The following is a 22,750-nucleotide window of genomic DNA, read 5'->3' as shown; positions in this document are numbered from 1 at the left end:
TCTCTCTCGCAGCTGGAGTCTTCAGTCGTCGCGGAAGAGGAGCTCCCGCATCTCGGCCACGGCCTCCTCGAAGCCGACGAAGAGCGCCCGGGCCACGATGCTGTGCCCGATGTTCAGCTCCTCGATCTGCGGGATCGCCACGATCGGCTCGACGTTCTGGAGGGTCAGGCCGTGGCCGGCCGCCACCATCAGCCCGAGCCTCGCGCCGAGCGCCGCGCCCTCCTCCACCCGCGTGAGCTCCGCCTCACGGGCGGCCGCGGTCGTGGCGTCGCAGTAGGTGCCGGAGTGCAGCTCGATGGCCTCGACCTCGAGCCGGGCGCTCGCCTCGATCTGGGCCGGGTCGGGATCGATGAAGAGGCTCACCATGATCCCGGCCTCCTTCAGCCGGGCGACCGCCTCGGCGAGGCGCGCGCCGCCTCCCACCACGTCGAGGCCGCCCTCGGTGGTCAGCTCCTCCCGGAGCTCGGGCACCAGGGTGGCCTCGTCGGGGCGCACCTTGCAGGCGATGGAGAGCACCTCGTCGGCCGCGGCGCACTCCAGGTTCAGGCGGGTCTGCACCGTCTCGCGCAGCACCCGCAGGTCGCGCTCCTGGATGTGCCGGCGGTCCTCCCGCAGGTGCACGGTGATCTGATCGGCGCCGGCGCTCTCGGCCAGCAGGGCGGCCGCCACCGGATCGGGGAAGCGCACGCCCCGGGCCTGCCGGAGGGTCGCCACATGGTCCACGTTCACGCCGAGGCGCACGCGCGTCATGGCCGGTCTCCTACTTCGCGCCCAGGATGATCCAGGCGAACTCCCGGGAGGCCGCCTCGACCTCGTCGAAGAGCCCATCGGGCTTCGAGACCTGGATCCGCTTGGATGCGACCCGCTCGGGCGGCGTGATGCGCAGCACCGAGAGGTCGAGGGTGTACTTGCCGTCGACCATGGCCAGGCTTCCCCGGACCACGAGGTCGAACTCCAGGTCGGTGATCGTCTCGGCGCAGCCCTGGCCCTGGCCCTCGTCGCAGGTCCCCCCGAGGGTCTCGCGCCACGCGACGGCGGTCGCGAGGCGGTCGATGTCCTCGTGGGTGAGGCAGTTCATCCGCTCACCACCGATCTCGGTGAGGGTGCCGCAGATCCGCCCGGTGAGGATCGAGCGGGCGCCCACGTCGAGGATCTCCTCCTCGCCGGTCACCTCGATCGGGTAGGCCCGCACCCGCACCACGGGACCCTCGGGATCCACCGTGGGCGCCGGCGGCGCGGCGGCGCAGGCCGAGAGGAGCAGGGAGAGAGCGGCGAGGCCGAAGAGCTTCGAGCGCACGGATCAGCCCTGCCTGGCCTTCTTGACGCCGGCCGGCTTCCTCTTGCCCTTGCCCGCCTTCTTCTTCGACGCGCCGGCCTTCTGGCCGGCCTCGGGCTGCTCGGCGGCGGCCTCGGCGGCCTTCTCGGCGACCTCGGGCTCGGCGGCCTCCACCGGCTTCACCACCGGCTCGGTGAGGGTGATGCCCAGGTAGCCCGCCAGCTCCTGCTCGAGGGCCACCCCGGCGTTCTCGTCGTAGGACTGGTGGATCGCCTTGATGACGCCGTCTCCGTCGGTGATGAAGAGGCTGGGAAGGGCGGTGGTCGCACCGAGATAGCGCCGGGCCAGGAGGTTGAAGCGGTCGGAGACGACCGGATAGGTCAGGCCGAACTCGGTGGCGAAGTCGGAGAGCGACTTCACCGCGTCGTCCTCCTTGTCGATGCTGATGACCACGATCCGCAGGCCGTCCTTCTCGTAGGCCTTCCAGAGCTGCTGCAGCACCGGCAGCTCCTTCTTGCAGGGCGCACACCAGGTGGCGAAGAAGGAGATGACCACGGCCTTGGTGGCCTCGTCCTCCAGGACGTTCTTGAGGACCAGGCGGGGCATGCCCACGGCCTCGGAGTTGATCGTCTTCAGGAAGAAGCCGGGCGCGGTGTCACCCACCGAGACCGCCGGTCCATCGCCCTTGGCGAGGGCAGCAGAGGGCAGGAAGGCGATCAGCGCCGCGAGGGCGCTCACCAGCATCAGCGAGGCGTGGGTCTTCGTCCGATTCATCGTCTCTCCTTGAACCACCTTCGCAGGGAAGCGTGCAAGTCGGCGAGGGCCAGCTCCTCCGGCTCGGCCCCCTCGAGGCGCAGGTCCTTCGCCGGAACCCGCCCGGCGGCGAGCTCGTCCTCGCCGATGACCAGCGCCACCCGGGCGCCCAGCTTGTCTGCCCTGCGCATCTGAGATTTCAGGCTGCCCCGGCGGGGATCGAAGTCCACCCGCAGCCCCTCGCGGCGCAGCTCCTCGACCAGACGCAGGCAGGCCGGAAAAACTTCAGTGCCGACCGGCACCACCGCGACCAGCTCCGGTGCGTCCTCCGGGGCGGCGTCGCTCATCAGGCTGACCAGGCGCTCGATCCCGGCCGCGAAGCCCACCGCCGGGGTCTTCGGCCCGCCCAGCTGGGCGACCAGGCCGTCGTAGCGGCCGCCGGCGCAGACGGTGTTCTGGGCGCCGAGGCCCCCGGCCACGAACTCGAAGCAGGTGCGGTTGTAGTAGTCCAGCCCCCGCACCAGCCGGTGGTTGCGGACCCAGGCGATCCCCAGGGCGTCGAGCAGCGAGAGCACCTCGGCGAAGTGCACCCGCGCCGCCTCCCCCAGGTGATCCTCCAGGCGGGGGGCCGCCTCCATCACCGGCTGGCAGCCCGGCACCTTGCAGTCGAGGGTGCGCAGGGGGTTCTCGACCTTGCGACGCCGGCAGTCCTCGCAGAGGACCTCCAGGTGGCCGTCGAGGTGGGCCACCAGGGCCGCGGCGTAGGCCTTGCGATCCTCGCTGTCTCCCAGGTTGTTCACCTGCAGCTCGACCTCGCCGAGCCCCAGGTCCTGGCGCAGGAAGCCGTCGAAGAGAGAGATCACCTCGGCCTCGAGGGAGGGATCGGCGCTGCCCAGGGCCTCGGCCCCCACCTGGTAGAACTGCCGGTAGCGGCCGGCCTGCACCCGCTCGTGGCGGTACATGGGGCCGAAGTACCACCAGCGGGTCACCGGCTCGGCGCCGTGGACCGAGTGCTGGATGTAGGCGCGCACCGCGCTGGCCGTGCCCTCGGGGCGCAGGGAGAGCTGCTTCTTCCCCTTGCGATCCGGGAAGGTGTACATCTCCTTGCCGACGATGTCGGTCTCGTCCCCGATCGAGCGGGCGAAGAGGCGGGTCTCCTCGAGGAGGGGCGTGCGCAGCTCCCCGTAGCCGTAGCGGTCGAAGCGGTCCCGCATCGCGGCCTCGAGGCGGTGCCAGCGGACGAGCTCCGCCGGCAAGAGGTCGTTCATTCCCTTGACGCTGCTGATCTTGGACACCTTCGGTGGCTCCTTGCTCCTGGCCCTCGCCGCCGCTCGAGGCGGAGGGCTGGCGGCGCAGGGTAAGGGCGGCGCCCCGGGGGGTCAACGCGCGGGCAGACCCTTTCAGCGCTCGGCGCGCATCCGCCGCGCCATGGCCCGGGCGGCCTGCTCGGCCCGGACCAGGTCGGCGAAGTGGGCCGACTCGCCGGTGAGGGCGCCCAGCTCCCGCAGCTCGCCCGCGATGTCGAGGGCGCCCTGCAGGTCGTCCTCCTCGTAGCGGTAGCGCAGGAAGAACTCGAGAGCCTCGATGTCGTCACCCCGGCTCTGGAGGAGGGTCACGTAGAGGTCCGCCGCCCGCTCGCGGTGGCCGAGGGCCTTCTCGGCCCGGGCCAGGGGGCGCAGGACCAGGGCCACGTCCCCGAGCTCTCGCCGCAGCTGCAGCAGGAGGGTGCGGGCCCGATCCGGCTCGTCCCGGGCCAGCAGGGCCTGGGCCAGGCGCAGGCGGCGGACGCTGCGACCGCCCCCCAGCTCGACCTGGCGCGGGGGGGCATCGGGGGCCGCCACGGCGCCGAAGACCGGCTGCCCGACCTCCGTGGCCTCCAGCCCCAGCTCCCCCTGCTGGATCAGGGTGGCCACCGCCCAGAGGAGCACGATCGGCCCGAGGGGCAGCACCCAGCTGCGGCCGCCGGAACGGGGGAGCTCGTCCTCGAAGAAGGCCTCCGGCAGACGCTCCCCATCTGGACGCACCCTCATGGAAGTACCGACGCCCCTGCGCCGGGGAAGTTCCGTCGAAAGACGACCCGAGGTCGTTTTCTTCCGGGAGGCTCCAGGAGCCCTGGGATCAGCCGCCACACCCCGATCGAAAGCACCTCCGGGCCTCGGCCCGAAAGACGCGGCGCGTCATGGGCCTGCGTCAGGCGCGCTCGGCCCGGCTGCGCCCGGAGGCGTCCTCCGCGTCGGTCTCCCCCGGCTCCTCGCTCAGCAGGGCCCGGCTCGCCCGGCAGATGCGGTCCCGGCCCGCCTCCTTGGCGGCGTACATCGCGTGATCGGCGGCCGAGAGCAGCCCCTCGGAGCTCTTGGCGTCGTCCGGGAAGGTGGCGCAGCCGAAGGAGGCCGAGAGGTGGACGGCCATCCCCCGCTCCTTGAGGAAGACGTGCTCGCGCATGGCGCTCAAGATCCGCTCGGCGCTGTTGCGCGCCCCGTCCCGGCCGGTCTCGGGCAGGACCACCGCGAACTCGTCCCCGCCGTAGCGGCAGACCGTGTCGGTGGCCCGGCTGGCCTCCTCGATCACCTGGCCCACCTCCTTGAGCAGGGCGGAGCCGGAGAGGTGGCCGTGGGTGTCGTTGACCTCCTTGAAGCGGTCGAGGTCCAGGAAGATCAGGGAGACCGGGTGGAGGTAGCGGCGGGCTCGCTCGACCTCGAGCCGCAGGGTGCGAAAGAGGAAGCGGGCGTTGAAGAGGCCGGTGTGGTCGTCGCGGATCGTGAGGGCCTGGACGCGGTCGTAGTTGCGGGCGTTCATCAGCCCGATGGCCGCGTAGTCCGCCAGGGAGGAGAGCAGGCGCAGGTCGTTCTCGGTGAAGGGATCGTCCGAGGGGCCGCCCACCAGCTCGATCACCCCCAGGATCCGCTCCCGGGCCACCATGGGCACGGCGAGCACCCGCTCGGTCGCGAAGCCGGTGGCCTCGTCGAAGCGATCGGACCAGCGCTCGTCGGCGCGGGCGTCGTCCAGCAGCACGGGCTCGCCCTTCGAGGCCACCCAGCCGGCGATGCCCTCCCCGGGGCCGATCCGGGTGCCCTGGAGGCGATCGCTGCCCTCACCCACCGCCACCTCGAAGGAGAGGGATCCGTCCTCCTCGGTGAGGAGCATCGACCAGCGGCGGGGGCAGAGCAGCTCGGAGACCTGGCCCATGATCCGGCGCAGCACCTCCTGGACCTCGAGGGTCGAGGTGAGCACCTTGCCGATCTCCTGCACCGCGGCGAGCTCGGCAAGCAGCCGCGCGGGATCTTCACTTCTGCCTGACATGGGTTCCCCGGTCGCTACCGGACGGCCTCCAGCATAGCCGCGTTCCGGGCTCGAAACGAGATTTGGCGCCTCGTGATAGAAGACCGGACGATGCGCCCCACCCTCTTCCTCGCCACCGCCTCCCCCCGCCGCCGGGCCTTCCTCGAAGCGCTCGGCGTCCCCTTCGACTCCGCCGGCGTCGCGGTGGACGAGTCGCCCCGCGCCGGTGAGGCGCCCGCCGCCTACGTCCGCCGCCTGGCCCGGGCCAAGGCCGCCGCCGGCTCCGCCCGGGCGCCGGCCTCGGTGGTGCTGGCGGCCGACACGGCAGTGGTCCTGGACGCCGGAGACGGCCACGACGAAGAGATCCTCGGCAAGCCGGAGGACGCGGAGGACGCCCACCGGATGCTGCGCCTGCTCTCGGGCCGGCGGCACCGGGTCCTCACCGGCCTCGCGGTGGCCTTCGGGGGCGAGATCGAGGACCGGGTCGTGACCACGGTGGTGCAGTTCCGCCGCCTCGATCCGGACAAGATCGCCTGGTACGTGGGCACGGGCGAGCCCCTGGACAAGGCGGGCGCCTACGGCATCCAGGGCCTGGCCGGATGGATGATCGAGCGCATCGAGGGCTCGCACTCCAACGTCATCGGGCTGCCCCTGCCCGAGACCGCCGAGCTCCTCGCCGCCGCCGGCCTGCCCCTGCCCTGGGACGCGGACTACGCCGGGGAGGCGGCGCCGTGAGCTTCCCGGAGCGCCTCGCCGGCGTCCAGGCGAGGATCGACGCCGCCTGCGCGCGGGCCGGCCGGGACCCCTCCGAGGTGCGGCTGGTGGCGGTCTCCAAGCGCCACCCCCCCGAGGCGATCCGCGCGGCCTACGAGGCCGGGGTCCGGGACTTCGGCGAGAACTACGCCCAGGAGCTGCGCGACAAGGCCGCCGCCCTGGCCGACCTCCCCGACCTGCGCTGGCACTTCATCGGCCCGGTCCAGCGCAACAAGGTCCGCTACCTGGCCGGGCCGGCCCACCTCTGCCACGGCCTGGACCGCCTCGCCGCGGCCGAGGCCCTCTCGGATCGCGCCGAGCGGGAGGGGGTCGTGGCCGCCTGCCTGGTGGCCGTGCACCTCGGCGGCGAGGAGAGCAAGCACGGCGCCCGGCCCGAGGAGCTCCCTTCCCTCCTCGAGCAGATGGCGGAGCTGCCGGGGATCGAGGTGCGGGGCCTGATGTCCCTGCCCCCCTACTTCGACGATCCCGAGGAGGTCCGCCCCTATTTCCGGCAACTTGCGGCCCTGAGGGACTCCCTGGAGGCCGACTTGCGATCCGCCGGGGGAAGAATCAAGTTGTCCTGGCTGTCCATGGGGATGAGCCATGACCTGGAGGTGGCGATCGAAGAGGGCGCCACCCTGGTCCGTGTGGGTACCGCCCTCTTCGGCCAGAGGCCACCGAAAGTCTGATGTCCCCCAACCTCGCACTCTTGATCTATCGCTTCCTGGAGTTCTTCACCTACGTGATCATCGCGCGGGTGCTCATCACCTGGGTGATCAGAGATCCCGAGAACCCCATCAACAAGGTTCTCGGGACCCTGGTCGACCCCATGACGAGGCCGTTCAAGCGCTATCTGACCTGGGGGATGATGGACTTCTCTCCCATCGTGCTGATCCTGGCGGTGAACTTCCTGCAGTCGCTGCTGGTGCCCTACTTCCAGGCGCACTGACCCTAGCTGCGGCTCTCGAGCAGGTGGGCGGCCTGGCGGGCCAGCTCGCAGTGCTCGACCCGCTCGTCGCTCTGGCCGGCGGCGTCGCAGGTCAGCTCGACGATGGTCTCGGCGCTCCACTCGAGGGCGAAGGCGCTGCCCCGCAGCCGCTCGGCCAGGGAGGCCACGCCCAGGGCGAAGCGCAGGTCGTCCGAGGCCTCCGCGGCCGGGCCCACGGCGGTGGCGCCGATGGCGAAGGCGTACTCGGTGGCCGGATCCTCGACCCCCGCCTCCGGGTCCTTGGCCCGCACCCGCACGGTGCCGAGGTCGGCGGCGCGGTCGGTGAGCTCCAGCTCGTAGACGGCGGTGACGCTGTGGCCCGCGCCCACCTCGCCGGCGTCCCGGGCGTCGTTGCGGAAGTCGCGGTCGGCGATGTCGCGGTTCTCGTAGCCCACCAGGCGGTAGCGCTTCACCACCGAGGAGTCGAACTCGACCTGGATCTTCACGTCCTTGGCGATGACCTCCAGGGTGCCCTCGAGCTGGGCCTGGAAGACCTTGCGGGCCTCCTTGGGGCCGTCGATGTAGACGCTCTGCCCGTTGCCCTCGTCCGCCAGGCGCTCCATGGCGGCGTCGTTGTAGTTGCCGCTGCCGAAGCCGACGGTGGTGAGGGTCACGCCCTCCCGGGCGCCCTGGGCGATGGTCTGCAGCATGTCGCCGGTCCGCGAGGGCCCGAGGTTGGCGTCGCCGTCCGAGAGGACGATGACCCGGGTGGTGACCTGGGGCGAGAGGCCCTTGCGGGCCAGGGCGTAGGCGGTCTCCAGGCCGCTGTTCATGGCCGTGCCGCCGCCGCTGGTCAGGGAGTCGATGGCCTCCTCGATGGTCTCGAGGTCCTCGGCGCCGGTGGGGGGCAGCACCAGGCGGGTGGAGCCGGCGTAGGTGCAGAGGGCCACCGTGTCCTTCGGCCGGAGGTTCCGGGCCAGGAGCTTCAGGGCCTCCTGGGCCATCGGCAGCTTGTCCGGCGAGGACATCGAGCCCGAGACGTCCACCAGGAAGACGAGGCGGGCGGGCTTGCGGTCCTTCGCCTCGACGCGGCGGCCCTGCAGGCCCACGCGGAGGAAGACCCGGTCGGGGTCGAAGGGTGAGGGCATCCCGTCCACCGAGACCGAGAAGGGGGCCTGCCGGGGCGCCGGGTAGCCGTAGGCGAAGGCGTTGACGAACTCCTCCACCCGCACCCCCGCGGCGTGGGGCAGCCTCCCCTCCCGGATGGCGCGCCGGGAGAAGGTGTAGGAGGCGGTGTCGACGTCGATGGCGAAGGTCGAGAAGCGATCCTGCTCGGTGGAGAAGAAGCCGTTGACCCCGTGGTCCTCGTGCTTGTCCCCGCTGGCGACCTCACCGCCGTAGGGCGAATCGGCGCTGGCCGCGGAGAAGTCGGCCAGGCTCTTGTGGCCCTCGAGGGCCACCCCGGCCATGGGGTAGCGGTACTCGTTGCCCGCCAGGCTGTCGGCCGAGGCGCCGAAGAGCGACCGGATGTTGTCTCCGAAGAGGGAGACGGTGAAGAGCCCTCCCATGACGAGGGCGCCGGAGAGGGCGGCGAGGGACTTGAACGAGATGTAGCCGTGGGGATCGCGGGACATGCGGGGCCTCCTTTGGGTTCGACTGGAAGCGGGCCCCGGGCTCGAAAGGTTCAAAGGAAAATCCGTGCGCGTGTACGTGGACGTGTACGTGCACGTCGGGAGGCCCATGGGGAGTCAGGCTTGTCTGCATTTTCTCTTTATTTTTTGATTATTTAGACATTCTTGTTGATGTATTTTCTTGGGCTTGATTCCCGTCCACGTACACGGCCACGTGCACGTGCACGGCCTCTCCCGGGAGCCACGCAATCTCCCGTCGATCCGGGTGGATCTCGGCCCCCTTGGGAGATACCGTCCCCCCCGTGACCACCTCCCGCCTCGATCCCTCCCCCGACTCCGAGGTCACGATCACCCTCGATGGTGAGACGATCACCGCCCGCCCGGGTGAGCCCCTGGCCGCTGCCCTGATGGGGGCCGGGGTCCAGGTCATCGGCCGCTCCTCGAAGTACCACCGGGTCCGGGGGGCGCCCTGCGGCCGGGGCCACTGCCACCAGTGCCTCTGCCGGGTCGACGGCCAGCCCAACCGGCAGGCCTGCCAGACCCCGGTGAGCGAGGGGATGGTGGTGGAGCGGCAGAACGCCCTCGGCTCGGCCGAGAACGATCTCCTGGCGGCCACCGACTGGCTCTTCCCCCGGGGCCTCGACCACCACGCCATGTTCACCGGGATGCCCCTGATCCAGCCGGTGGTGCAGAAGGTGGTCCGCAAGCTCTCCGGCCTCGGCCACCTGCCCGGCGCCCTCCCGGCGGCCGAGGGGCTGCCCCCGCTCCTGGACCAGGGGCCCGAGGGCGTCGAGGTCCTGGTCATCGGCGGCGGCAACGCGGGCATCGCCGCGGCCCGGGCGATCCAGGGCGCGGGAGCCCGGCCGCTCCTCGTCGAGGCCCTCCCGGAGCTGGGCGGCCGCCTGCGCTCCCCCCTCCACGAGGACGAGCCGCGGACCACCCTCCCCGGCCTGCGGGTGCGCACCGGCACCTCGGCCGAGTGGATCTCCGGGCCCGGCCACCCCCTGGAGGTCGTCGTGCGGCAGGCTCAGCGGCTGCAGCGCATCCTCCCGCGGGCGGTGGTGCTGGCCACCGGCAACTACGTGGGCCTCTCCCGCTTCGAGAACAACGATCTGCCGGGCCTCTTCGACGCCCGCTGGGCCGCCGAGCTGGTCGCCCGCTGGGGGGTCCTGCCGGGGCGCAAGGTCCTGCTCTGCGCCATGGACGAGCTGACCGACCGGCTCCGCGCCCTCCTCGAGGAGGCCGGCGCCAGCATCGTCGCCACCCTCCCCGCCGAGGCCGCCCTCGGCCGGGGCGAGACCCGGGTGCTGGGGGTCAACGGCCGCCACTGGGTCGAGCAGGTCGTCCTCGCCACCCCCGAGGGGGAGAAGCGGCTGGCCTGCGACGCCCTGATCCACTCGCTGCCCGGCCACCCCTGCCTGGAGCTCTTCCACGCCGCCGGGGGGCAGCCCGGCTGGTCCGACGAGCGCTCGGCCTTCGAGGCCCGGGTGGCCCCGGACGGCTCCACCCCGCGGCCGGGGGTCTTCGCCGCCGGCTCGATGACCGCCCGGATGAGCCCGGCCGAGGCCAGCGAGTCCGGGGCCCGGGCCGGCTCCGCCGCCGCGGCCTTCGCCCTCTCCCGCCCGCCGGAGCACGACCATGCCGGGTAGCGACCGCACCCTCATCTGCGCCTGCGAGGACATCACCCTCACCGACGTGAAGGCCGCCATCGAGAAGGGCTACCGGGACGTCGAGTCGGTGAAGCGCTACACGGGCTTCGGCACCGGCATCTGCCAGGGCCGCAGCTGCCTGACCGGCATCGCCCGGCTCCTGCGCGAGGCCGGCGTCCCGGCCCAGGACCTCCTGCCCATCACCCCCCGGCCCCCGGTCGGGCTGGTGCCCCTGGGCGAGCTGGCCGCGATGGCCGCGGGCGACCCGGACGCCGAGCCCGGGAGCGGCGGATGAGCGGCGCCCTCCCCGAGCGCGCCGAGATCGTCATCGTCGGCGGCGGCGTCATGGGCCTGGGCCTGGCCTACAACCTCGCCCGGCGAGGCCTCACCGACGTCGTCGTCCTGGAGCAGAGCTACCTCTGCTACGGGGCCTCGGGCCGCAACGGCGGCGGCATCCGGGCCCAGTGGTCCACCGAGGACAACATCCGCCTGATGCTGCGCAGCATCGAGCTGTGCAAGGCCTTCGCCCGAGAGATGCGGATGAACATCTGGTTCCGGCAGGGGGGCTACCTCTTCCTCGCCCGGGACGCCGAGGTGATGGCCGCCGTCGAGAAGAACGTCGCCCTCCAGAACCGCTGCGGCGTCCCCACCCGGCTGCTCTCCCCGGCCGCCGCCCGGAAGATCGTCCCCGAGCTGGAGCTCCAGGGCATCCTCGGCGCCGCCTACAACCCCGACGACGGGGTGGTCTTCCCCTGGCCCTTCGTCTGGGGCTACGCCCAGCAGGCCACCGCGGCCGGGGTCACCGTCTCCCCCTTCACCGAGGTGACGGGGATCGAGCGCCAGGGCTCGGAGATCACCGCCGTGCGCACCAGCCGGGGCTCCATCGCGACGAAGATCGTGGTGAACGCCACCGGCGCCTGGAGCCCCCGGCTGGCGGCCCTGGCCGGCGTCGAGCTGCCCAACAAGCCCTACCGCCACGAGATCATGGTCACCGAGAGCCTCAAGCCCTTCCTGGGGCCGATGGTCTCCCTCCTGGGCTCGGGCCTCTACTTCTCCCAGTCCATGCGGGGCGAGATCGTAGGCGGCATGGGCGACCCCGACGAGCCGCCGGGCCTCACCTTCGAGAGCTCCTTCGAGTTCGCGACCCGCTTCGCCGAGGCGGCCACCAACCTGATCCCCGCCCTGCGGGGCGTCCGGGTGCTGCGCCAGTGGGCCGGCTGCTACGACGTCACCCCCGACGAGCACCCCATCGTGGGCGAGACGCCGGGGCTCCCCGGCTTCGTGCAGCTGGTGGGCTTCGGCGGCCACGGCTTCATGATGGCCCCGGCGGTCACCGAGTCCTGCGCGCGCTGGCTCACGGGTGGTGACAAGGATCCCTTCTTCGACCGATACACCCTGGAGCGCTTCGCCGACGGGGGCACGGGCTACGCCTCCGAGTCGATGATCATCGGCTAGCGTTGGCGCGAGCCCTCGAGGAGGACCACGAGCATGAGCGAGAAGATCACCCGGAGCCTGGCCTTCGTCGGCGTGGGCAACATGGGCGAGGCCATCCTGCGGGGCCTGCTCGAGAGCGGCGCCGCCGACCCGAGCAAGGTCACGGTGAGCCACCCCCGCGCCGATCGGCGCGAGCACCTCCACGAGCACTACGGCGTGAAGGCCGTGGCGAAGAACGCCGAGGCCGTCGAGGGCGCCGGGGTGGTGATGATCTGCGTGAAGCCGCAGATCTTCACCAAGGTCCTCGACGAGATCGGCCCGGCGCTGGCCCCCGACGCCCTGACCATCTCCATCGCCGCTGGCGTGCCCATCCCGGCCATGGAGAAGCGGATGCACCGCGAGGCCCGGGTCGTGCGGGTGATGCCCAACACCCCTTGCCTGGTGGGCGCCGGCGCCTCGGTGCTGGCCCCGGGGCCCCACGCCACCGACGAGGACCTCGCCCTGGCCGACACCATCTTCCAGGCGGTGGGCGTGACGGTGCAGGTGGACGAGAGCCTGATCGACGCCGCCACCGGCCTCTCGGGCTCCGGCCCGGCCTACATCTTCCTGGTCATCGAGGCCCTCGCCGACGGGGGCGTGAAGGTCGGCCTCTCCCGCTCCCGGGCCCTCAAGCTGGCCGCCCAGACCGTCTACGGGGCCGCCAAGCTGCTCATCGAGAGCGGCGAGCACCCCGGGCGCCTCAAGGATCAGGTCACCAGCCCCGGCGGGACCGCCATCGCCGGCATCCACACCCTGGAGTCCGGGGGGCTGCGCCGCACCCTCATCGACGCCGTCGAGTCCGCGACCCTGCGCGCCCGCGAGCTGGGTGAGGGCTTTCTCGACTAGGATTACAGCGGCCCACGGGCGGTCGCCAAATTGACCGACCGCATTCCGCGGGCTACCGTCGTGCCCGTGGGAGACCCTGCCCAGAGCGCGCTCTTGCCCTTCGCGGCCCGGGAGGCCCTCGCCTATGCGGCGGAGGGGGCCCTCCTGCCCCTGGCCGCCCTGCGCCCCCGGCGCCCCACCGGCCATGGCCCCACGGTGGTGATGGTCCACGGCTACGGCAGCGGGCGCGGCGCCTTCACCCCCCTGGAGCGCTCGCTCCGGGAGCATGGCTACCAGCGCTTCGCCCGGCACGGCTTCATCACTCGCTGGAAGCGCTTCGACGACCTGGTGGACGGCCTCGACCGCTTCATCCGGGAGCAGGTCCCGGGCGGCCCCCTGGTCCTCCTCGGCCACAGCATCGGCGGGCTCCTCGCCCGGGCCTGGCTGCAGCGCGGCGGTGAGGGTGCGCGCCGCACCCGCGGGCTCTGCACCCTCTCCTCCCCGCACGAGGGGCTCTGGATCGCTCCGCTCTTGCCCGCGGTGCCGGTGATGAAGGACCTCGCCGTCGAGAGCCCCACCCTCGCCCGCCTGAAGGCTGGCGACCGCCACCTCTCGGAGATCCCGGCCCTCTCGATCGTCTCGAGCCGGGACCACTTCGTCCGTCCGGCAGAGGGCGCGGCCTTCGCGCACGCCGAGCTCTCCATCGTCGATCACGTCGGCCACGTGGGCGTCCTCTTCGACGCCGACACCCAGGACCAGGTGGCCAGCTTCCTGCGGCGCGTCGCGCCCCCGGAAGGTCAAACCCTCAGGAGTCGCCCGTGAAGATCACCCCTCTCGACATCCAGAAGAAGACCTTCCGCACCGTCTGGCGCGGCCTCGACGAGGCCGAGGTCGACACCTTCCTCGAGATCGTCGCCGCCGAGCTCGAGGAGGTCGTGAAGGAGAACATCCGCCTCGAGGAGGAGCTCCGGCGCAAGACCGGCCACCTCGAGGAGCACAAGGAGCGGGAGAAGGTCCTCCAGGAGACCCTCCTCACCGCCCAGCGGATCACCTCGGACATCAAGGAGCAGGCCCGCAAGGAGAGCGAGCTGCTCCTGAAGGACGCCGAGCGCCAGGCCGAGAAGATCCTCCAGGACGCCCACCGCCGCCTGGTCGAGCTGCTCCAGGACATCGCCGAGCTCAAGCGCCAGCGAACCAGCTTCGAGGCCGGCGTGAAGCAGATCGTCGCGTCCCACCTCAAGCTCCTCGAGGAGATGAGTGACCGGACCCCCGCCCCGGTGGCCGCCGAGCGCATCTCCGAGAACGTCTCCTTCCTGGCCCCGCGGCGCGCCGCCGAGGGTGGCGAAGAGGACTAGGTGCGCCCCTACCTCCGGGAGATCCCGGGGGGCGTTCGCCTCGAGATCCTGGTCCAGCCGCGGGCCTCGCGCTCGAAGATCGTGGGCGAGCACGACGGGCGGCTGAAGGTGGCGCTGGCGGCGCCGCCGGTGGACGGCGAGGCCAACGAGGCGCTCTTGAAGCTGCTGGCGAAGCTCCTCGGCGTACCGAGGAGGGCCGTGCGGATCACCTCGGGCGAGACCGGGCGGCGCAAGGTCGTCGAGGTCGAGGGCGCCGACCCGGCCCGCCTCGCCTCGCTCCCCTGAAGTCCCCTACCCTCCGAGGAGGGGCAGGAGCGCCGTGGCCAGGCTCAGGACCAGGAAGAAGCCGCACATGTCCGTCAGGGTCGTCAGCACCGGCCCCGAGGCCAGCGCCGGATCCACCTCGAAGTGCTTCAGGATCAGGGGGACGGTCCCGCCGATGGAGACCGCGACGACGGTGTTGAGGGCGAGCGCCGCCCCGACGACCAGGCCGAGATAGGCGTTCCCCTTCCAGACGAAGGCGGCCACGGCGATCAGGAGCCCGAGGACGACGCCGTTGATGACGCCCACCGAGACCTCCTTGGTCCAGACCCGCACCACCTCGAAGGGCCGCACCACCCCCAGGGTGAGCTCCCGGATGCTCACCGCCACCGCCTGGTTGCCCGAGCAGCCGCTCATGTCGGAGATGATCGGCAGGAAGACGGCCAGGGCGATGACCGCGGCCAGCGTCTCCTGATAGGCGGCGATCACGCTCGCCGCCAGGAGGTTGAGCAGGATGTTGACGCTCAGCCAGCCCAGCCGCCGGCGGGAGCGCCGCAGCAGGGGCATGCTGCGCAGCTCCTCGCCGATGATGCCCTGCGACTTGAGGAAGTCGCTGTCCGCCCGCTCACCGGCGGCCTCCTCGATGTCGTGGCGGTGCACGATGCCCATCAGGGTGCCGGCCTCGTCCACGACCGGGACCCCCAGCAGCTCGTTGCGCTCGAAGAAGTACTGCAGCTCCTCGAGGGGGGTCTCGATCCGCACGGTGATCGGATCGCGGATCATGATCGAGGCGATCGTGGTCTCGGGGGGCGTGAAGAAGAGGTCCCGCAGGCGCAGGACGCCGGTCAGCCTTCCTCCGGCGTCGACGATGTAGCTGTACTGCACCTGGAAGTCCCGGTAGTGCTCGGCGCCCGCCCGCAGGCCCTCGAGCACGTCCTGCACGGTCGCGCGCTCCGGGTAGGAGAGGAAGCGGGTGCGCATCAGGCCGCCCGCCTCCTCCGGATCGTGGCTGGCGAGGGCGCGGACCCCGGTCGCCTCGCCGGGATCCATCCGGGCGAGGATGGCCTCGGCGCTCCCCGCCTCGATGGCGACGATGAGGTCCGCCTGCTCGTCGCTGTCCATCTCGCTGAAGATCGCGGCCGCGTCGCCGGCGGGCAGGGCGCCGACCAGATCGGCCGCCTGCGCCTCGGGGATCTCCTCGATGAGGTAGGCGGCCTCCTCGGGATCGAGGGTCGTCAGGACACGGGTCTGCTCCTGCCGCGAGAGGCGGGAGAGGGCCCGGGCCGCGTCGCCCCCGCCCAGGCCCTCGAGGTAGTCCTCGAGGGCGCGGGGATCATCGGTGTAGAGGATGCGGCGCAGCTCGTCCCAGGGACGCAGGGTCGGGTCAGGGGTCAGCATCGGGACCTCCCGTCGAAGATCAGAGGGCGAGCGGGCGCTCGCGCCAGGGCCGGCCTGCCTCGAGCTCCACCAGATGCCCGGGAGAGATCGCCCGCCACCCGGTGTTGTCCGAGAGGGGCTCGGAGGCGAGCACCAGCGCCGCGTGCGACTCGCCGGGCGCCTCCATTCGCACGTGCGCGCCCACCCGCCCGTAGCGCTCCCCCTGCTGCACGTAGAGGCTGTGCGCCGGCAGGTTTCCGTCGCTGACGAAGCGGCAGGCCACGGCCACGCGCCCGTCGCAGGCGACGAGGTTCAGCCGGGAGGGGGTCTCCTCGCCGATGGCCCGCCGGAGGCGCTCGGCGGTGGCGACGGTCTGCTCGAGGGCCGCCGAGAGCGCGTCGAGGCCCTCCTTCCCCGCGTGGCGCTCCACCCCGAGGGCGTCGAGGAAGATCGCGAAGAGGTACTCGCTATCCGTCGAGCCCTGGATCCGCGCGAAGGCTTCCTCGGAGATCTCGTGGATGATCCGCTTTCGCAGCCGGGCGAAGCCCGCGAGGGTCCCGTTGTGCATGAAGGAGATGGGGCCGTCGACGAAGGGGTGACAGTTGAGCTGGGTCACCGGCAGGCCGGCCGTGGCGGCCCGCACGTGCGCGAGCAGCGCCGTGGTGTGGGTCACCCTCGCCAGCTCGTGGAGGTTGAGGTTGTTCCAGGCCGGCGAGACGTCCTTGAAGAGGGCCGGCCGCTCGTGCCCCTCGACGTACCAGCACAGGCCGAAGCCATCTCCGTTCAGGGGCTCCTCGCGCTCCGCCGAGTGGAAGCTCTGGTGGATGATCGAGTTGCTCGGCTCGGTGATGAGGCTGGCGATGGGGAGATCCGGGCCGAGGTAGAGGGCGAAGCGGCACATGCGGGCTGATTCTCCGAAAGGGGTGGCACATGCCTCCCACGTCCTTACCCTGTCGGCAATGCGCCGGGTCCTGCTCCTCCTCCTCGCCCTCCTCCTGCTGCCCGCGCAGGCCGGAGCCTACTCGCAGGAGCCCCTGGTCGGCCCCGCGCGGGTGCACGAGGAGGCCTCCCTCCCCCTCCCCGAGGGCGCGGAGCTCGTCGCCGAGAGCCCCCGCTTCCGCTTCGTGGCCTTCCCCGACGCGGCCGCGCCGGCGCGGGCAGTGGCGGCCGAGGCCGAGGGCCTGCGCAACGCCCTGGAGGAGAACCTCGGGCAGGACTACCCGGGCCGCACCGAGGTGCGGGTGGCCATGAGCCGGTCGGCCTTCCAGGCCCTCCAGCCGGACGGTCAGACGGCGCCGAGCTGGGCGGTGGGCCTGGCCTACCCCTCCCTGAACCTGATCGTCCTGGACGCCTCCCCCAAGGGCGGCCGGCAGCCCCCCCGGCAGGTGCTCCTGCACGAGATCTCCCACCTCGCCCTGGACCGCATCGCCCCCCACCGCTTCCCCCGATGGTTCCTGGAGGGGATGGCCGTCTACCACGCCGCGGAGTTCGACCCGGGGCGCACGGCCACCCTGGCCACCGCCACCCTCCGGGGCGACTGGATCGACCTCATCGACCTGGGGCGCGGTTGGCCGGAGGATCCCCTGGACGTCCAGCTGGCCTACGCCGAGGCGGTGGACTTCGTCGGCTGGCTCTTCCGGGAGCACGGCCAGCGGGGCATCCACCGGCTGGTCGCCTCGGTGAAGGAGGGCGCCGACTTCGACGCGGCCCTGGAGGTCGGGACCGGCAGCCCCCTCTGGAAGCTGGAGAAGGCCTGGCACGAGGATCTGCGGCTGCGCTTCACCTGGGTGCCCCTCCTGGCCTCGGGCGGGACCCTCTGGACCTTGACCAGCCTGCTCTTCCTCTTGGCCTACTGGCGAAAGCGCCGGCAGAACCGCGCCGGGATGCGCCGGATGGAGCTGGAGGAGCTCCTGCACCAGGGCGTCGCCCTGAGCCCCCAGCAGCTCGATGAGCTCGACCGGATCTACAGCGGCGAGGACGGCGAAGAGGGCCCGGAAGGTGACGCGGACGAGGACGGCCCCGACGACCCGGAAGATGAGCCCCGGAAGGTGCCGTACCTGCACTGATCAAGTAGGCTTGGGGGATGGTCGTGGGATTCATCAGGCGCCGGATCTGGCGCAAGATGGCGATCGCACTCTCGCTGATCGCGCTGGTGCTCGCCTTCAGCGGCATCATCCTCTCGGGCCGCAACCCCGACCCGCGAGAGGCCTGGGTGATCGCTGGCGCCATCATCGGCGCTCTCCTCGGCGCCTCCGCCGCCCTGAAGTTCCTCGTGCTCGATCCTCTGGCCGAGCTCACCCAGGTGATGGAGCGCGCCCAGGGCGGTGAGTTCCTCATCCGCGCCAAGGTGCGCAGCGCCGACGAGATCGGCCAGCTCGCCAACAGCTTCAACATCATGCTGGCCCGGGTGACCGATCTGGCCGCCACCCACATCGACTCCGAGGTCGAGAAGGAGTGGATGCAGCGGAAGCTCGAACTGCAGGAGCAGCTCGCCGCCGGCCGGGAGGAGCTCGCCGACCGCGTGCGGGAGCTCTCGCTGCTCATCGACGTCACCCAGGCCATCTCCTCCTCCCTCGACCTGCAGGCGGTCCTCTCCCAGGTCACCGAGAAGATCGGCATCGCCCTGGGCTTCGACGAGTTCACCCTCCTCCTCTACGACTACGAGAACCGGGAGTACGCCGTCACCGAGACCTTCGGCATGAAGGACGAGATGCGGGAGCAGGTCGAGAGCCTGCGCTTCTCGGAGGAGGAGGGCCTCATCGGCGTGATGCACGAGTCGCGCAGGACGGTCTACGTCCCCAACACCCGGGACGAGCCGCGCTACCTCCACTACAAGGGCCGCCGCAGCGACGACGGCTCGGTGCTGGTGGTGCCCATGATTCACCGCGGCGAGCCGGTGGGCGGGCTCGCCTTCAACCGGCCGGTGGTCGGCGCCTTCACCAGCAACGAGATCCGCCTCCTCGAGACCGTCGCCACCCAGGCGGCCCTGGCCATCATCAACGCCCGCCTCTACCAGCAGACCCTCGAGCTCTCGATCACCGACCCCCTCACCGGCCTCTTCAACCGCCGGGAGCTCGAGCGGCAGCTGGACATGGAGATCACGCGGTCGGCGCGCTTCCACCAGCCCTTCACGGTCGTGATGATCGATATCGATCACTTCAAGAAGTACAACGACACCCACGGCCACCCCATGGGCGACCGGGTGCTGATCGAGGTCGCCCGGACGCTGAAGGAGCACGTGCGCTCGGTCGACACCCTCGCCCGCTACGGCGGCGAGGAGTTCACCGTCGTGCTCCCTCGCATCGACCGCGACCGGGCTCCCGAGGTCGCCGAGAAGCTACGGGCGGCGGTCGAGGAGCGGATCTTCCCCAACGAGGGGACCCAGCCCCTCGGCAAGATCACGCTCTCCATCGGGGTCGCCTCCTACCCCCACGACGCCGCCAGCTGGCGCGATCTCCTCGATCACGCCGACATCGCGCTCTACAACGCGAAGGACGCCGGGCGGAACAAGTGGATGCGCTACGAGCCGGGCATGCGCGCCGCGAGCTGAGGCTCCGGCCGGCGCTCCGCACGACCCCCTGACGGCGACCTCGATCGGAGATAGGTTCCGCCCAACCTATTTCCCCCAAGGAGACTCCCCATGAGCGACGTCCGCTTCGACGACAAGGTAGTCCTGGTGACCGGTGCCGGTGGTGGCCTCGGCCGCTCCCACGCCCTCCTCTTCGCCAAGCACGGCGCCAAGGTCGTGGTGAACGACCTGGGCGGCTCCCTCCAGGGCGAGGGCTCCGGCGAGACCCCGGCCCAGAAGGTGGTCGAGGAGATCGAGGCCGCCGGCGGCAAGGCCGTGGCGAACTACGACTCGGTCAGCGAGCAGGCCGGCGCCGAGGCCATGGTGAAGGCCGCCGTCGACACCTTCGGCCGCCTCGACGTGGTCATCAACAACGCCGGCATCCTGCGGGACACCTCCTTCAAGAAGATGGATCACGACGCCTTCGACGCGGTCCTGAACGTCCACCTGAAGGGCTCCTTCAACGTGACCAAGGCCGCCTGGCCGCTCTTCCTGGAGCAGGGCTACGGCCGCGTGATCATGACCTCCTCCGCCGCCGGCCTCTACGGCAACTTCGGCCAGACCAACTACGCGGCCGCCAAGGCCGGCCTGATCGGCATGGGCCAGACGCTGGCCCAGGAGGGCGCCAAGTACAACATCCACACCAACATCATCGCGCCCTTCGCGAAGTCCCGGATGACCGAGACCATCCTCCCCCCCGAGGTCCTCGAGCACCTCGACCCGAACCTGGTCTCGCCGCTCGTCGCCTGGCTCTGCTCGGACGAGTGCACCTCCAACGGGCAGGTCTACGAGGTCGGCGCCGGCCTCGTCACCCGGCTGCGCTGGGCCCGCACCGGCCCCTTCGCGGTGGTGGCCAAGGAGGGCCTCACCCCGGAGCAGGTCCGGGACAACTGGGAGACCATCGAGTCCATGGAGGGCCACACGGTCTGCGAGACCATCCAGGACTCCCTCGGCCAGTTCATGAAGCACATCAAGGCCTAGACGGACCTCTGGCTCGGGAAAGCCTCACGGCCCGGCGCCTCTCTCCGGAGAGGCCCGGGCCGTCTTCGTCTCGCGCCCTACCCGCCCGGGGTGATGATGACGATCGGCCGCAGATCGAGGCCGCCGGGGTAGCCGTAGGAGACGTACTCGTCGTAGCCGTAGACCGTCAGCCCGATGGGCGCGGTCGCGCTGACCCGGTGGGCGCCGTCGCTCACCGTGGCCCTCCCGCGCACCCAGGGGGTACCGGGGATGGGCACCCAGCCGCCCGCGGGCGAGACCAGGACCCCGTCGATGCTGACGTCGGCGCCGGTCGGCTTCACGATGTTCACGTAGTCCTGGGCGATGGTCAGGGGCGTGGTGAACGCGTAGTCGTTCCGGTACTGCGCCGTGGGCACCGAGAGGATCATCGTCGGATCACCCACGTTGGAGCCCGTCGCGTTCTGGCCCACGAAATACTGCACCAGCATGAAGGGGTGCGCCGCGTCCGGGGACGAGACCATGAAGTCCTGGTTGGTCTGGAACTCCAGCTTCTGGCCGGCGCTCAGGGTCGCCTGGCCGCCACTGCAGGTCGAGCAGGCCGAAGGAGGGGTGAAGGTCACGACCGTGTTGTCCGCCGCCGCCACGACCCGCCAGATGTCGCCCGGATCGGAGGTGCCAGTGGGCGTGGAGTGGGTGCCCACGTACTCGAATCCCCAGTTCTCGAAGGGGAAGAGCTGCTGCTCCATGTGGTCGCAGGCCCACTCGCCGTAGGGCATGAAGCGGCACTCCGCGCCGCCGTAGACCGCCACCGGCTTGTCCGAGGTGATGATGGAGCCCGTGAGGTCCGAGGCCGGCCACTCGTAGTGGGTGTCGAAGAAGTAGTAGCTGCCGAAGAGGCAGTCGAGGTCCGAGCCCAGGGGGCCCCGCTGGCCCGAGACGGTGGTGGGCGAGCCGCTGGGCGCCGAGGCCAGCTGCAGCACCTCGTACTGCTGCAGGGTGAAGGTCGTCACCTGCCCGGGGCCGATCTGCACCGGCACGCCGTCGCCGGTGGCGATGGCGCCCCGCGGGTTCACCGTGACGCTCGTGGTCCCCGGCGCGGTGGCCACGATGGCCGTGAAGGCCGGCTGGGCGAGATCCGCCGAGCCCCAGTTCGAGTTGCCGAAGATCGGATCCACGCAGACCAGGTCGATGTGCAGCTTGGCGTGCGGCATCGCCATGGAGAGGTAGGTGCTGGCCGGGCTGGCCGCGGCGTCCCCGTAGACGTGGGCCGGCAGCAGGAGCGAGGCGTCGTTGGAGAAGGAGTAGCAGGGGTTGTCCGGCGTGTTCCCTTCCAGGCAGGGGCCGGCGTAGACGCTGGAGAGGGGGTTGTACTGGTAGGCCGTCACCGGGACGTCGCTCACCAGCCGGTAGGCGATGGCGCCCTTGGCGGTGTGCGGGACCATCTCGTTCTGCCCCGCCCCGGCGACCCGCGCGTCCAGCGCGTTCCAGGGCAGGTTGATCGTCGCGAGCTGACCGGCGGCCACGGTGGTCGAGGCCACCTGGGTGCCCGCGGCGTTGTTCACCGTCACGGTCGCCGGCGAGACGTTCGGGTTCGAGACCACCACCGCGAAGTCGCTGTGGAAGCGGGCGTCCACCGAGTTCGCCAGCACCACCGGCCAGTACTCGCAGCCGATGTAGGAGTTCTGGGCCACTGCCTGATCGCAGAGGGAGACGCAGACGTCGCCCTGGCAGCCCTTGCCGGTGGCCGCGCAGTCCTCGACCAGATCGAGGCCGGTCCCGCCGGCGTTGCACTCCATCAGCTGGCTGCCCTGGCAGGCGCGCACCCCCGGGGTGCAGGTCTGGACCAGGCACTGGCCCGAGGCCGCGTCGCAGGAGCCGTTGGTGCAGGCGGTGTCCACCCAGGCGGTACCGGTGGGGTTGCAGGTGCTGGCGGTCGTCGCGTCGGCGCACTGGGTCGCGCCCGGCGTGCAGAGCTGGCAGGCGCCGCCCACGCAGGACTGGCCGCTCTGGGCGCAGTCGAGGGTGTCGTAGCCCGAGCCGTCGCCGCGGCAGATCTCGGCCACCTCGCCGTTGCAGGTGGCCGCCCCCGGGCTGCAGGCCACGCAGGCGCCCGAGTAGCAGACCGGGCTCGGCGCCACGCAGGGGGTGACGTTCCAGGCGGAGCCGTCCGCCACGCACTCCTCCACCGAGAGCTGATCGGCGCTGCAGCGGGCCTCGAGGGGATTGCAGATCTGCACCCCGCCGTCGGTGTCGCCGCCGTCCGTGCCGCCCCCGTCCGTGCCGCCTCCGTCGGTGCCGCCGTCGGGGGTCCCGCCCCCGCAGGAGCCGGTCAGCAGGTTGCAGGTCTGGCCGGCCGGGCAGTCGAGGTCGCTGCGGCAGAAGAAGGGCTCGGTGCAGACGCCCGACTCACAGGTCCACCCCGAGGCACACTCGGAGTCGGTGACGCAGGAGGTCGTCCCGGAGTCGTTCCCCGAGCCGCCGTCGATGTAGGTGGTGCCGGTGCCGCAGCCGTCACAGCCGGCGAGCGTGAGGACGAGGGCCAGGCCGAGGCTTGCAGAGGACAGCGCGTACTTCATTAGAGAGATCCCTCCCCGGGATGGAATCCCCCGATTCTAGAAGAAGCGGAGCACCCTCGCCAGGAAGGGCCTGGAAGAGCTAAGGA

The 22,750-nt window shown here is 71.4% G+C and carries 23 protein-coding genes; 13 read left to right on the top strand and 10 right to left on the bottom strand.

What is annotated here, in order from left to right:
- Positions 1 to 21: 21 nt before the first annotated feature.
- The 6 genes from P1V51_04475 to P1V51_04450 form a co-directional block, all read right to left on the bottom strand.
- Complete coding sequence (locus P1V51_04475) at positions 22 to 750, bottom strand: pyridoxine 5'-phosphate synthase (protein MDF1562274.1); 729 nt, start codon at positions 748 to 750, stop codon at positions 22 to 24.
- A gap of 10 nt (positions 751 to 760) precedes the next feature.
- Positions 761 to 1,297 carry a hypothetical protein gene (locus P1V51_04470; GenBank protein ID MDF1562273.1) on the bottom strand — a complete coding sequence of 179 codons (537 nt, stop codon included), beginning with the start codon at positions 1,295 to 1,297 and terminating at the stop codon, positions 761 to 763.
- 3 nt (positions 1,298 to 1,300) lie between these two features.
- Complete coding sequence (locus P1V51_04465; GenBank protein ID MDF1562272.1) at positions 1,301 to 2,050, bottom strand: TlpA disulfide reductase family protein; 750 nt, start codon at positions 2,048 to 2,050, stop codon at positions 1,301 to 1,303.
- Complete coding sequence (gene hisS, locus P1V51_04460) at positions 2,047 to 3,297, bottom strand: histidine--tRNA ligase (protein ID MDF1562271.1); 1,251 nt, start codon at positions 3,295 to 3,297, stop codon at positions 2,047 to 2,049. The genes P1V51_04465 and hisS overlap by 4 nt, the downstream gene beginning before the upstream one ends.
- 132 nt (positions 3,298 to 3,429) lie before the next feature.
- Positions 3,430 to 4,059, bottom strand: coding sequence for a hypothetical protein (locus P1V51_04455; protein ID MDF1562270.1), 630 nt, complete (start codon positions 4,057 to 4,059; stop codon positions 3,430 to 3,432).
- A gap of 160 nt (positions 4,060 to 4,219) precedes the next feature.
- Positions 4,220 to 5,329, bottom strand: coding sequence for a sensor domain-containing diguanylate cyclase (locus P1V51_04450; GenBank protein MDF1562269.1), 1,110 nt, complete (start codon positions 5,327 to 5,329; stop codon positions 4,220 to 4,222).
- A 90-nt stretch (positions 5,330 to 5,419) separates the two neighbouring features.
- Between P1V51_04450 and P1V51_04445 the strand changes: the two genes are divergently transcribed.
- The 3 genes from P1V51_04445 to P1V51_04435 are packed head-to-tail and all read left to right on the top strand — an operon-like array spanning position 5,420 to position 7,010.
- Positions 5,420 to 6,043: a Maf family protein gene (locus tag P1V51_04445; GenBank protein MDF1562268.1), complete on the top strand. Its 624-nt coding sequence runs from the start codon at positions 5,420 to 5,422 to the stop codon at positions 6,041 to 6,043.
- The gene (locus tag P1V51_04440) at positions 6,040 to 6,750 is read left to right on the top strand and encodes a YggS family pyridoxal phosphate-dependent enzyme (GenBank protein MDF1562267.1); all 711 of its coding nucleotides are present in this window, start codon (positions 6,040 to 6,042) and stop codon (positions 6,748 to 6,750) included. Before P1V51_04445 ends, P1V51_04440 begins: the two co-directional genes overlap by 4 nt.
- A complete protein-coding gene (locus tag P1V51_04435) occupies positions 6,750 to 7,010 on the top strand; it encodes a YggT family protein (GenBank protein MDF1562266.1) in 261 nt (86 codons plus the stop codon). Before P1V51_04440 ends, P1V51_04435 begins: the two co-directional genes overlap by 1 nt.
- 2 nt (positions 7,011 to 7,012) lie before the next feature.
- Here P1V51_04435 and P1V51_04430 read toward each other — a convergent pair whose 3' ends face one another.
- Entirely contained in the window at positions 7,013 to 8,623 is a 1,611-nt protein-coding gene (locus P1V51_04430) for a von Willebrand factor type A domain-containing protein (protein ID MDF1562265.1), read from the bottom strand.
- A 299-nt stretch (positions 8,624 to 8,922) separates the two neighbouring features.
- Between P1V51_04430 and P1V51_04425 the strand changes: the two genes are divergently transcribed.
- The 7 genes from P1V51_04425 to P1V51_04395 all read left to right on the top strand — a co-directional run bounded on the left by P1V51_04425 (position 8,923) and on the right by P1V51_04395 (position 14,207).
- Complete coding sequence (locus P1V51_04425) at positions 8,923 to 10,269, top strand: (2Fe-2S)-binding protein (GenBank protein MDF1562264.1); 1,347 nt, start codon at positions 8,923 to 8,925, stop codon at positions 10,267 to 10,269.
- Complete coding sequence (locus P1V51_04420) at positions 10,259 to 10,564, top strand: (2Fe-2S)-binding protein (protein MDF1562263.1); 306 nt, start codon at positions 10,259 to 10,261, stop codon at positions 10,562 to 10,564. Before P1V51_04425 ends, P1V51_04420 begins: the two co-directional genes overlap by 11 nt.
- Entirely contained in the window at positions 10,561 to 11,724 is a 1,164-nt protein-coding gene (locus P1V51_04415; protein ID MDF1562262.1) for an FAD-binding oxidoreductase, read from the top strand. Before P1V51_04420 ends, P1V51_04415 begins: the two co-directional genes overlap by 4 nt.
- 33 nt (positions 11,725 to 11,757) lie before the next feature.
- Positions 11,758 to 12,588 carry a pyrroline-5-carboxylate reductase gene (proC, locus tag P1V51_04410; GenBank protein ID MDF1562261.1) on the top strand — a complete coding sequence of 277 codons (831 nt, stop codon included), beginning with the start codon at positions 11,758 to 11,760 and terminating at the stop codon, positions 12,586 to 12,588.
- A 66-nt stretch (positions 12,589 to 12,654) separates the two neighbouring features.
- On the top strand, positions 12,655 to 13,389 hold the full coding sequence (locus P1V51_04405; GenBank protein ID MDF1562260.1) for an alpha/beta fold hydrolase: 735 nt from the start codon (positions 12,655 to 12,657) through the stop codon (positions 13,387 to 13,389).
- The gene (locus P1V51_04400; GenBank protein MDF1562259.1) at positions 13,386 to 13,922 is read left to right on the top strand and encodes a DivIVA domain-containing protein; all 537 of its coding nucleotides are present in this window, start codon (positions 13,386 to 13,388) and stop codon (positions 13,920 to 13,922) included. Before P1V51_04405 ends, P1V51_04400 begins: the two co-directional genes overlap by 4 nt.
- A complete protein-coding gene (locus P1V51_04395; protein ID MDF1562258.1) occupies positions 13,923 to 14,207 on the top strand; it encodes a DUF167 domain-containing protein in 285 nt (94 codons plus the stop codon). It abuts the gene before it with no gap.
- Positions 14,208 to 14,213: 6 nt separating this feature from the next.
- On the opposite strand, the gene mgtE is transcribed toward P1V51_04395, so the two are convergent.
- Both mgtE and P1V51_04385 read right to left on the bottom strand, forming a co-directional pair.
- Positions 14,214 to 15,581 (bottom strand): magnesium transporter, encoded by a 1,368-nt coding sequence (mgtE, locus tag P1V51_04390; GenBank protein ID MDF1562257.1) that lies wholly within the window; start codon positions 15,579 to 15,581, stop codon positions 14,214 to 14,216.
- A gap of 19 nt (positions 15,582 to 15,600) precedes the next feature.
- Positions 15,601 to 16,461: a class II glutamine amidotransferase gene (locus tag P1V51_04385; protein MDF1562256.1), complete on the bottom strand. Its 861-nt coding sequence runs from the start codon at positions 16,459 to 16,461 to the stop codon at positions 15,601 to 15,603.
- Positions 16,462 to 16,519: 58 nt separating this feature from the next.
- On the opposite strand from P1V51_04385, the gene P1V51_04380 reads away from it, so the two are divergent.
- The 3 genes from P1V51_04380 to P1V51_04370 all read left to right on the top strand — a co-directional run bounded on the left by P1V51_04380 (position 16,520) and on the right by P1V51_04370 (position 20,109).
- Positions 16,520 to 17,626: a peptidase MA family metallohydrolase gene (locus P1V51_04380; protein ID MDF1562255.1), complete on the top strand. Its 1,107-nt coding sequence runs from the start codon at positions 16,520 to 16,522 to the stop codon at positions 17,624 to 17,626.
- A 56-nt stretch (positions 17,627 to 17,682) separates the two neighbouring features.
- Positions 17,683 to 19,110, top strand: a complete 1,428-nt coding sequence (locus tag P1V51_04375; GenBank protein ID MDF1562254.1) for a diguanylate cyclase — start codon at positions 17,683 to 17,685, stop codon at positions 19,108 to 19,110.
- Between the two features lie 90 nt (positions 19,111 to 19,200).
- Positions 19,201 to 20,109: an SDR family oxidoreductase gene (locus P1V51_04370; protein ID MDF1562253.1), complete on the top strand. Its 909-nt coding sequence runs from the start codon at positions 19,201 to 19,203 to the stop codon at positions 20,107 to 20,109.
- Positions 20,110 to 20,186: 77 nt separating this feature from the next.
- Here P1V51_04370 and P1V51_04365 read toward each other — a convergent pair whose 3' ends face one another.
- On the bottom strand, positions 20,187 to 22,664 hold the full coding sequence (locus P1V51_04365; GenBank protein ID MDF1562252.1) for a hypothetical protein: 2,478 nt from the start codon (positions 22,662 to 22,664) through the stop codon (positions 20,187 to 20,189).
- Between the last annotated feature and the right edge of the window lie 86 nt (positions 22,665 to 22,750).

Source organism: Deltaproteobacteria bacterium (assembly GCA_029210625.1).
Classification (GTDB): Bacteria; Myxococcota; Myxococcia; order SLRQ01; family SLRQ01; genus JARGFU01.
The sequence above is the reverse complement of the archived record's forward strand: the minus strand, read 5'-3'. Positions and strand labels throughout refer to the sequence as shown.

Excerpts from the sequence above, each read along its gene's own strand:
- P1V51_04455 (MDF1562270.1), bottom strand. The coding sequence starts at position 4,059 with ATGAGGGTGCGTCCAGATGGGGAGCGTCTGCCGGAGGCCTTCTTCGAG.
- P1V51_04385 (MDF1562256.1), bottom strand. The coding sequence starts at position 16,461 with ATGTGCCGCTTCGCCCTCTACCTCGGCCCGGATCTCCCCATCGCCAGC.
- P1V51_04420 (MDF1562263.1), top strand. The coding sequence starts at position 10,259 with ATGCCGGGTAGCGACCGCACCCTCATCTGCGCCTGCGAGGACATCACC.
- P1V51_04445 (MDF1562268.1), top strand. The coding sequence starts at position 5,420 with ATGCGCCCCACCCTCTTCCTCGCCACCGCCTCCCCCCGCCGCCGGGCC.
- hisS (MDF1562271.1), bottom strand. The coding sequence starts at position 3,297 with ATGAACGACCTCTTGCCGGCGGAGCTCGTCCGCTGGCACCGCCTCGAG.
- P1V51_04380 (MDF1562255.1), top strand. The coding sequence starts at position 16,520 with ATGCGCCGGGTCCTGCTCCTCCTCCTCGCCCTCCTCCTGCTGCCCGCG.
- P1V51_04450 (MDF1562269.1), bottom strand. The coding sequence starts at position 5,329 with ATGTCAGGCAGAAGTGAAGATCCCGCGCGGCTGCTTGCCGAGCTCGCC.
- P1V51_04415 (MDF1562262.1), top strand. The coding sequence starts at position 10,561 with ATGAGCGGCGCCCTCCCCGAGCGCGCCGAGATCGTCATCGTCGGCGGC.
- P1V51_04430 (MDF1562265.1), bottom strand. The coding sequence starts at position 8,623 with ATGTCCCGCGATCCCCACGGCTACATCTCGTTCAAGTCCCTCGCCGCC.
- proC (MDF1562261.1), top strand. The coding sequence starts at position 11,758 with ATGAGCGAGAAGATCACCCGGAGCCTGGCCTTCGTCGGCGTGGGCAAC.
- P1V51_04370 (MDF1562253.1), top strand. The coding sequence starts at position 19,201 with ATGAGCGACGTCCGCTTCGACGACAAGGTAGTCCTGGTGACCGGTGCC.
- P1V51_04365 (MDF1562252.1), bottom strand. The coding sequence starts at position 22,664 with ATGAAGTACGCGCTGTCCTCTGCAAGCCTCGGCCTGGCCCTCGTCCTC.
- P1V51_04375 (MDF1562254.1), top strand. The coding sequence starts at position 17,683 with ATGGCGATCGCACTCTCGCTGATCGCGCTGGTGCTCGCCTTCAGCGGC.
- P1V51_04465 (MDF1562272.1), bottom strand. The coding sequence starts at position 2,050 with ATGAATCGGACGAAGACCCACGCCTCGCTGATGCTGGTGAGCGCCCTC.
- P1V51_04475 (MDF1562274.1), bottom strand. The coding sequence starts at position 750 with ATGACGCGCGTGCGCCTCGGCGTGAACGTGGACCATGTGGCGACCCTC.
- P1V51_04435 (MDF1562266.1), top strand. The coding sequence starts at position 6,750 with ATGTCCCCCAACCTCGCACTCTTGATCTATCGCTTCCTGGAGTTCTTC.
- mgtE (MDF1562257.1), bottom strand. The coding sequence starts at position 15,581 with ATGCTGACCCCTGACCCGACCCTGCGTCCCTGGGACGAGCTGCGCCGC.